Annotated in this window: 2 protein-coding genes; both read left to right on the forward strand. The window is 29.1% G+C overall.

Going from position 1 to position 3,347, the window contains the following annotated elements; genetic code table 11:
- On the forward strand, positions 1 to 2,094 hold a 2,094-nt coding region (locus tag ACWIX0_RS13095), incomplete at its 5' end, for a DUF6402 family protein (protein WP_454174428.1).
- Between the two features lie 866 nt (positions 2,095 to 2,960).
- A partial coding sequence (locus ACWIX0_RS13100) for a bacteriophage T4 gp5 trimerisation domain-containing protein (RefSeq protein WP_454174429.1) occupies positions 2,961 to 3,347 on the forward strand: 387 nt, incomplete at its 3' end.

Raw genomic sequence — 3,347 nt, forward strand, 5'->3', positions numbered from 1 at the left:
AAAGATACATTACGATTACAGATTATAGATTCTGTAAATAATCCTATTAGTGATGCAGAGGTAAGAATAGTTGCTTTTGACAATCAAACGAGATATGAAGTGTATCTAAATAATAAGACTGATATTAACGGAATTGTGCAATTTAATAGACTTGAAAAATTTAAGAAAAATACACAAAAATTTGAAGTTTTTATTCAACATAAAGATTTTTATAGCAAACCTATCTATAATCATAGAATAATATGTAGAAGCTATGAATATGGGCTTTTATGTAAGATAAAATTTAAAAATAAAAAAGCAAATTTTGCAGTTCAAAAAATAGAAATAGAACCTAGCATAATTCAAATCAAAGAATCTAAAAGCAAGTTTGTCAAAAATTTTTACAAGCCAAGTGATAGAATTTATTTAAAAGCAATATATGATAAAGACAAAGTAAAACCAAATGAAATCAAATGGGGTTATGAAATTATAGAAGTAAATTATAAAAATACAGCCACGAATCCAAACTATATTTTATTTAGCAACACACAAGGATATGTGCCTACCGATATTTCTTATATCAAACATATCAATGAACCTATATATTCTGCCAATGAAACGCTAACGCTATTGCAAACTGATAGTATTGGCTTTGAAATTCCGCAAGATTGGAATAATAAAAAAATAGCCATATTTGCCTATAAACATAAGCCTAATTGGGAAGTATGTGTAATTATATCAGTTGGAAGCTATCCACAAATAGTAATAGATGGCACACACGCAGAGACATTAAGGGCAGATAAAGATATACAAGATTCATATAAAGAATCTACAATTTTGGGTTGGGGAGTAAGCTATCTTTTGCAACGATTATGGCACGATAATCCAAAAAAACCTATTTCTTTTAAACATATTCATCGCGCTAATGATGGATTGCGCTATAAAAGTAGCAAAGAAATAATTGTTGATGATGATAATTTACAAAAAATTTTAAGCAACATTGATGAGATAAAACTAACAAAACTTGACTATAAACAACATAATAATGACTTAATAGAATATTATGCTGAATTAGATTGGGATAATCTTTATCTTAAGTTTCCTATGATAAAGGATTTAGAATCTGAAATTTTGGGTGTCAAACAAGCGGATAACACTTATATACAAGACAATGTGGCTCATATTATTACGGAAAATTTCAAAAACAAAATAAAAGATTTTTTGCAAAGTCCAGCACAAATACAACAAATCAACAATTCTTTTGTAGATTATGATACACAAGACAAAATCTTTGTCGTGGCTATTATTTTAGATAAAATACAAGAGCGAGAGCAAAAGCCAAAAGATGGTTTTAAATTTCAGAATTGTGCAATGCTTATTCCAGCAGATATAGACATTATCAAAAATAGTAAAAAAGAATTTATATATCATAATCAGCGATTAAAGCTACTAACAGATTGCAAACCGCACGAATTTAGCAAACTACAGTTGCAATATTATTCCATAGAAGATGAGATGTTTGCACAGTATATGGGAATGGATATTAAAGGTGAGAACAACATTACAAAAAATTGGAAAGGTTTAAAAATAATAATGAAAAATGAGCAAGAAATTAATCAAATCTTTAACAGTTCACTTTATGCCAAAAGCACCATAGCTCTTTATGCGATTACAGGTAAATTTAGCATTTACTATTTACCGAGTAAAATTACCATTAAAAAAAACAAACAGCAAAATAATATCCTATCGTGCTTTATTGATGAATTGCTTTGCTATATTTATGATAGTTTTGATTTTAGTGATGAGCCCTATCAACCTGTAGGTATGTGGGATTATAATGAAATAGCTTTCAATCAATATGAGTCTATGCAACATTTAGGAACATACAAATTTTATAAAGACTTGCCACATTTTCCAACAAATAAACTTGCTAGTATGGATATAAAAAGAATGGAGCAAGAAAAGCATAACCTATACTACATTATCAATCAAGATTACCAAAATTACCAAAATGACTTTAAATTTGGGCTAGATTATCGCATATTCAGCAATAGCGCCAAGACAGTAAAAGTAAAACACAATAACTCGATTACTTTAAAAGTGGAGGTTTCATAATGACTTTGCTTTATTATATTTATTATATATGGGTTGATTATCAACAAGAAGTGCCTAGAATATATATATATCCTGAGTATATGTGTATTGTGTGGCTTTTTTATTTTATTATTATGCCATTACTTATCGTTTGGTTAAATAAAATAGAGTTTTTACATAATATATTTTGCTCAAAACGATTTTTTATGCTATGGATTGCTACGATTTTATTGGGCACAATTTGTGCGATTTTATATTTTGAGTGGAGTTGGCTTTTGTTGCTAAATATTGCAGCCACAGGGCTAACGACAATCACCCTAACTCTGCTTCCTGTTTTGAATACAAAGCCTAGTCATAAAATTAGCATTCTGCAATCTCTTTGTTTGTTTGTTATATTTTGCATCATTTTCATAGATAATATCCTTACTGGTCCAGTATTTATTGTTACTGATCTGATGTTTTCGAGTTGGTTAAATTCGCGGGGTAGATAATGCAGATTTTATAGGCAATTTGTAAGACTAGGGTATGCTTTATGCACATTGTTTATGATTATATTTTTGAGTATTATTTTGTATTGGTGTTTGGCTTTATATGTTATTTTTTTGTTTTAATGTTTGTGCTAAAGAGATTAAACAAGACAGCATTTTTTCACAAAATCTTTGTTGCAAAAAGTTTTATTTTAGGCTATGTGTGGTGCTATGACAGCTATTGTTATATTTATGTTAAATACAGAAATAAGTGCATTAGCTTTTAAGGCTTGATTAAGTGGTTTTATAAGAGGTGGTGGCATACAGGTTTATGTAACGCTTTATAGTTTTTATAAACACAGTGCCAATGAATCATTTAGCGTTTGTGTTTGCATTATTATTTTTACCATAAGCACATTATTGAATGCTACAATCATATTAGACATTATCTGCTGCTTGCCATTATCTGCGCTGATGGTTTATGATTTTGGTAGCAATAAATCTCATCTATCACCCATAAATTCTCATAAAACCACATTTAGCTCTAAAACACTAGGATTAAATGAAAAAGGCATAAATGAAATAACACTAGAAAATATAAAAGATAATGAGCTAATCTCAATCCACGCTCAAAAAGACTATGATGAACTAATCGAGCATAACTTTACTCAAACTATTCTAAACAATAAAGAATCTACCATAAAAGGACACTACAACGAAACCATAACAAAAACCCATACCCAAGACATAGCATTAGCCAAAATAATAAAAGTAGGTGCAGAATATAACACTAATGTAGCATTATCT

It is taken from the genome of Helicobacter sp. T3_23-1059 (assembly GCF_053654515.1).